We start from the raw sequence: 6,491 nt of genomic DNA, 5'->3' as shown, positions 1-6,491 counted from the left end.
GATGGGCTGCGCAGGACACGCCGTAAACCCATCCCTGGGGGCTCGATGGCGCCATCCATGGCGCCAACGGTCCTGCGCAGCCCATCCCGACCGGCCTCCCACAGTTTCCTGCGCGTGCCAGCCACGGAAGAGAATCAAAAGATCAAAAGCAAAGGCAGGCTCTCGTTGTAGCGCCGAGCCCACGCTCGGCCGCTGTACGCGAAGCTTCTGAGCCGAGCACGGTTCGGCTCTACAAGAACAATTCGATCATTTCCACGCTATCCACGCACGGCGTGGATCTACCGGCAGATCGCGATGATCTGTCTAAGGCGGGGTGGGTCCGGTTGCGGGGGCGTGAGCCGCATGGATGCGGCGACCGAGCTTACATGGGTGAGGGCGCTTTGCTTGCGAAGCATTGCTTCGCAAGCGCCCGAACGCACAGCCGCCAGCGGCTGGGCCGGGCCCCGGAGGGGGACTTGCAGCGCCCCCCCGCAACCGGACCCACCCCGCCATCCCACGGATACCCAGCTGTTGCTGTTGCTGTTGCTTCGACCTTCACCTCCGCAGGTGCAGGGCGCAGCCCTGCATCGCCCCCCTACTTCTTCAGGAAGTTGTCCACCAGCAGATGCTTCACGTCATCGAAGCGACCGTTCAACACTGCCTTGGCCGCATACAGCGCCGTGCCGGCGACCTGCTTGGCCTCGATCTGTGGTGGCATCACCAGCTCGGCGCGGCTGGTGTGCACATCCAGCAATGCCGGGCCGCGCTGCGACAGGAAATCCTGCACCGCTTCCTCCAGATCCTCGCTGCGGGTGACCGTGCGGCCATGGAAGCCGATCACTTCGGCCAGGCGGCCGAAGTCCGGGTTCTTCAGGTCGGTGTAGTTATCCAGAAGGCCTTCCACCTTCTGCTCCAGCTCGACGAAGTTCAGCGAGCCGTTGTTGAACACCACCACCTTGATCGGCAGATTCTCCTGTACCGCGGTCAACAGGTCGCCCAGCAGCATTGCCAGGCCACCATCGCCGGACAGTGAAATCACCTGCCGGCCGGGGAAGGCCTTCTGCAGTCCCAGCGCCTGCGGCATCGCGTTGGCCATCGTGCCGTGCAGCAGGCTGGTCAGCGTGCGGCGGCGGCCGTTCACGCGGATATGGCGCAGCACCCACACCATCGGCGAGCCGCCGTCGGCGGTGAACAGTGCATCCTCGGTAGCGTGCTTCGAGAGCAGCGCGGTCAGGTGCTGCGGATGGATCAATTCGCCTTCGCCCGGCTGCTCTTCCTGTTCGCGCTTCTTCAGCGCCTTGTCGCGATGCTCGATGCACTCGTCCAGGAAACTGCCGTCCTCGCGCGGCGGCAGCATCGGCAGCAATGCATCCAGCGTCGGTGCGATATCGCCGACCACGCCGAGGTTCACCGGGTGGCGGCGGCCAAGGTGGCTGCCATCGCGGTCGACCTGGATGATGGTGGCCTTGTCCGGGTAGAACTGACCCCAGGCGAAGTCGGCGCCGAGCAGCAGCAGCGTGTCGCACTCCATCAGCGTGTGGAAGCCGGACTCGATGCCGAAGATGCCGGTCATGCCCATGTTGTACGGGTTGTCCGGCTCGACGAAATCCTTCGCGCGCGAGGTATGCGCGATCGGGGCCTGCAAGCGCCGGGCCAGCTCCAGCAGCTGCGCGTGCGCGCCCTGGCAACCGGCACCGGCGTAGATGCCGATGCGCTTGCCCTGCCCCAGCAGCTCGGCGATGCGCTGCAGCTCGGCGTCGGAGGGGCGCAGTACCGGCTGGGTGTAATGCACCGAGAACGGCACGTCGTGCTTCACCTCGGCCTGGCTGATATCGGCCGGCAGGATCACCACCGCCACGCCACGGCGGCTGATCGCGGCCTGGCAGGCCAGGGCCACCACGCGTCGCGCCTGCTCCGGGCTGTGCACCTGCTCGCAGAACACCGTGCAGCTGCCATAGACCGCCTTGAAATCCACTTCCTGCGGGAATTCCATGCCCAGCTCGCTGGTCACCACCTGGCTGGCGATCAGCACCATCGGCGCACGGTTGCGGTTGCTCTCGAACACGCCGTTGATGAAGTGCAGGCCACCGGGACCACAGGAACCCGCGCAGGCGGTCAACTCGCCGCTCACCAGCGAATCGGCGCCGGCAGCGAATGCGGCCACTTCTTCATGGCGCACGTGCACCCAGGCGATCTCGCTGCCATGCATCGCATCGGTCACATGGTTGAGCGTATCGCCCACGATGCCGTAGCAACGGCGGACACCGGCCTGCTGCAGGGCGTCCACCACGATTTCGGCTACGCGCTTGCTCATCGGATACATCCTCGAACGGGGGAACCCCCGAGGCTAGACCCGATGAAGTGATGCCTCCGCAAAAAAAGGGGACGGAGGGAATTAAGTCGCTTGTGCCACAAACGACTTAATTCCCTCCGTCCCCTTTTACTCGTTGACGTTGATCCAGCCCAGCACGTCGCCGTGATTCGGGCTGCGATAGCGCAGCTTCACCCAGCCGTTCTGTTCATCCTGCAATTCCACGCGATCGCCCTGCACCAGGTAACGCTTGGTGCTGGACGCACCAGGCCGGTCGAACAGGAACAGCCGCGCGGGTACCACGGTGGCCTGCTGGCCGCGCAACGGTCCATCCGGCGGCGCGCCCAGGCCATCGGCAATGGCACTTTCCAGCACACGGCCAGCGGGATCATAGGTGCGCCAGACGGCCAGCGGACCCTGCTCGTCGGTCTGCTCCCACTGCAGCGCGGCGTTTACCGTATCGCCCAGCATCAGCACGCTCTCGGCGCGGTACAGATAGAGTGTCGCGCCTGCAAAGCGATACTGGTCGGTGTACCACATCGGGCCGCTGCGGCAGCTGCTGGTCAGGGTGCGGCTCAGGTGGTCGACCATCAGGCCCATCAGCTCGCCGCAGCTCTCCCTGCCGTGGGTTGCAGCCCGCAGCGCGCGGAACCCGGCACTGGCGGGATCGAACCGGTACACCGCCACCGCTTCGTTGACCATGCCGACCGGGGCGCGTGCGACCAGTTCCGGGTAACCATCGGAATCGACATCTTCGAGCGACCATCGCGAAGTGCCGTCGGCATCCGCCGCGCCGGCCAGCGTCTGCCGCTTGCCCGACGGTGACAGCTGCACGGCAATGCTGCCGTCCTGCAGGGGATCGGCCTGTGCCTGCACGTGCGCGGCCACCTGGAAGCGCAAGGTTTCGCCGTCGTCCCCACCGGCGTGCGCCGTCGGTGCCAGCGTGCCGGCCAACACCAGGCCCAGCAGGCATTCCCTGTAGTTCATCATTGCTCCCTGCGGCACCGCAGCGGCACCTTCAACTCAGAACGATACCTCGACCGGCTGCCACGACCACAGCACCGACTGATGCCTGGTCTGCTGCTTCCACGCCAGGCGGATCGCTTCGATATCGGCGCGGCGCTGCGGGGTGTCCTCATGCAGCACCACCAGCACCTTGGTGCGCAGGCGGTTGGGCGCGGCATCGCCGCGGAACAGCCACTGGCCATAGGCATCGAACACGGTCAGGCCATCCGGGAAGCGCGGGGTCACTTCCTTGTCCAGGAAGGTGCGCCACTGCGCGTCGCTGATGGTGTCGGCCTGCGGGCGGTTGCCGGCGCCCTGCTCCTCGCCCACGCCGAAGTACAGCTCGCTGCGCACCCAGCCGTGCGCGGAAGACGGGCGCGCGGCGTCGCCCTTCAGTTCGGCGGTAGTGGCCGTGGCATAGGCGCTGGGCGCCTGCGATGAGAGGCTGGCGCAGCCGCTGGTGGCCAACAGCACGGCGAAGACGAGGACAAGGTGTTTCATCGGTACAGCTCCGGGGAAGGGGGACAAGGCGAGCCGGCAGCGTACAGCGCCACCGGCCCGGCGTGCTGATGCCAACCGGGCATCAGCTCATGCCGGACCGGCAGGGGCTTGCATCCGCACCGGTCATCACGCGAAGATAATATATCGCTTCATCCGGATGGATGTAAGTGAAACTATCTCCCCTTCCCCCGTCGTCGTTGTTGCTGGAGCCCCCATGTCCGCCCGCCTGCCCGCGTCGCCGCTCGGCCTCGCCATCGCCCTCGCGCTTTCCTCCGCCGCCGCCCCGGCCCTGGCCCAGGACGCCACCAACCTGGATACGGTGATCGTCACCGGCACCCGTGCCGCCGACCGCACCGTGCTCGAATCCACCTCGCCGGTGGATGTGCTCACCGCCGAGGACATCCGCAAGGCGGGCGTGGTCAACGGTGAGCTGGGCAGCGCGCTGCAGGCGCTGCTGCCGTCGTTCAACTTCCCGCGCCAGTCCAACTCCGGTGGCGCCGACCATGTGCGCGCCGCGCAGTTGCGTGGCCTGTCGCCGGACCAGGTGCTGGTGCTGGTCAACGGCAAGCGCCGCCACCACACCGCGCTGGTCAACACCGACAGCAAGATCGGCAAGGGCACCACCCCGGTCGATTTCAATTCGATTCCGGTCAGCGCGATCAAGCGCATTGAAGTGCTGCGCGATGGCGCCGGGGCACTGTACGGCTCGGACGCCGTGGCCGGCGTGATCAACGTGATCCTCGACAACGGCGGTGACGGCGGCGAGATCGAGGCGAGCTACGGTGCCAACCACACCGACCTCAAGCCGATCGGCCGCACTCTCACCGACGGCCAGACCGGCAACCTCAGCGCCAAGGTCGGCACTTCGCTGGGCGAAGACGGCGGCTTCCTGCGCGTCGGCCTGGAATACAAGCACCGCAACGGCACCAATCGCGCCGGCTTCGACCAGATTCCGCCATGGGACCAGACCCCGGGCAACCTGGCGCTGCAGGGCAAGCGCAACTATGTGCTGGGCGATGGCAAGAGCAAGGACATCAACCTGTGGCTGAACACCGAGATCCCGGTGGGCCAGACCTCGACGTTCTACGCGTTCGGTACCTTCAACCAGCGGGATACCGAAGGCGCGAACTACTTCCGCTATCCCGATGGCGATGCCAACTGGAAGCAGGTCTATCCGAACGGCTACCGGCCGATCTCCGAAGGTGAGAACCGCGACGTGCAGGCCGTGGCCGGCGTGCGCGGGCAGTGGGGCGAATGGAGCTACGACGGCAGCCTGGATTACGGCCAGAACGACTTCACCTACCGCCTGCGTGATTCGCTCAACGCCTCGCTGGGCCCGACCAGCCCGACCCGCTTCAAGACCGCCGATTACGAGTACGCACAGACCGTGGGCAACCTCGACCTGAGCCGCGTGTTCACCCAGAGCGAGAGCATCAGCCACACCCTGGGCCTGGGTGTGGAAGCGCGCCACGAGCGCTACCAGACCCGCCCCGGTGACCCGGCCAGCTACGCGGCCGGCCCGTTCACCGACCGCCCGACCGGTTCGCAGGCCGGTGGCGGCCTGACCCCGCAGGATGCAGCCACCCTGTCGCGTGATGTGGCCAGCGCCTATGCCAGCCTGTCCAGCCAGTTCGGCGAAAAGTTCTCCACCGATCTGGCCGCGCGCTACGAGCACAACGACGACTTCGGCGGCGAACTGACCGGCAAGCTCGGCCTGCGCTATGAGTTCACCCCGGCGTTCGCGCTGCGCGGCGCGATCTCCAACAACTTCCGCGCGCCGTCGCTGGCACAGATCGGCTACGAGTCCACCTCCACCGGCTACAACGCAGGTGGCCAGCTGGTGCAGGGCCGCCTGCTGTCAGTCAACAATCCGATCGCACGCGGCCTGGGGGCGCAGAACCTGAAACCAGAGAAATCGCTGAACACCTCGCTCGGTTTCACCAGCCGCATCGGCGAGCATTTCGACCTGTCGCTGGACTTCTTCCAGATCGACATCGATGACCGCATTGCACTGTCGGAGAGCATCACCGGTGATGCACTGACCGACTACGTGGCCGCCAACTACGGCGTCAGCGGCCTGCAGAGCGCCAGCTTCTTCGTCAACGCCGCCGACACCCGCACCCGTGGCGCCGAGCTGGTGAGCAACTGGCGCCAGTCGCTGGGCGATGGCCAGCTGCTGCTGACCGGCACCTATGCGTATACCAAGACCACGCTGAAGAACGTGCTGGCCACCCCGGCCCAGCTGCGCGCGCTGAATCCGGACTACGTGCTGTTCGGCATCGAAGAGACCAACACGCTGACCGACGCCACGCCGCGCACGCGTGGTAGTTTCTCGGCCGCATGGAGCAACGACCACTGGTCGCTGAGCACCCGCGTGAACCGCTATGGCAGCGCCACCCGCGTGTTCAACTTCGGTGACGGCTACATCCCGCGCCAGACCTACCAGGCCGAGTGGCAGCTGGATGCGGAAGTCGAATACCGCATCACCCCGCAGTGGAGCGTGGCTCTCGGCGGGCAGAACCTGACCGACAACTATCCGGATCGATCCAACAGCGATATCCACTACTTCGGCAACCTGCCGTACGACGTGCTGTCGCCGATCGGCAGCAACGGTGCGTACTACTACGGCCGCGTCCGTTATACGTTCTGATTGCATTGGACCAATCACTCCCGGTGGGTGCGGACCGTTGGTCCG

4 protein-coding genes are annotated in these 6,491 nt (G+C 66.1%); 1 reads left to right on the top strand and 3 read right to left on the bottom strand.

The features are described from left to right. Nucleotides 1-574 precede the first annotated feature (574 nt). The 3 genes from ABGA94_RS16380 to ABGA94_RS16370 form a co-directional block, all read right to left on the bottom strand. Nucleotides 575-2,293 (bottom strand): thiamine pyrophosphate-dependent enzyme, encoded by a 1,719-nt coding sequence (locus ABGA94_RS16380; protein WP_005418578.1) that lies wholly within the window; start codon nt 2,291-2,293, stop codon nt 575-577. 126 nt (nt 2,294-2,419) lie between these two features. Beyond that, nucleotides 2,420-3,277: an SH3 domain-containing protein gene (locus ABGA94_RS16375; RefSeq protein WP_197599134.1), complete on the bottom strand. Its 858-nt coding sequence runs from the start codon at nt 3,275-3,277 to the stop codon at nt 2,420-2,422. A gap of 36 nt (nt 3,278-3,313) precedes the next feature. Beyond that, the gene (locus ABGA94_RS16370; protein ID WP_197599135.1) at nt 3,314-3,796 is read right to left on the bottom strand and encodes a DUF3574 domain-containing protein; all 483 of its coding nucleotides are present in this window, start codon (nt 3,794-3,796) and stop codon (nt 3,314-3,316) included. A 214-nt stretch (nt 3,797-4,010) separates the two neighbouring features. Between ABGA94_RS16370 and ABGA94_RS16365 the strand changes: the two genes are divergently transcribed. Continuing rightward, the gene (locus tag ABGA94_RS16365; RefSeq protein ID WP_197599136.1) at nt 4,011-6,446 is read left to right on the top strand and encodes a TonB-dependent siderophore receptor; all 2,436 of its coding nucleotides are present in this window, start codon (nt 4,011-4,013) and stop codon (nt 6,444-6,446) included. Nucleotides 6,447-6,491: the final 45 nt, after the last annotated feature.

The organism is Stenotrophomonas sp. 3diitr2024 (assembly GCF_042136455.1).
GTDB classification, from domain to species: Bacteria; Pseudomonadota; Gammaproteobacteria; order Xanthomonadales; family Xanthomonadaceae; genus Stenotrophomonas; species Stenotrophomonas sepilia.
Note: the sequence above shows the minus strand (reverse complement) of the source record. Positions and strands in the feature narration are given on the sequence as shown.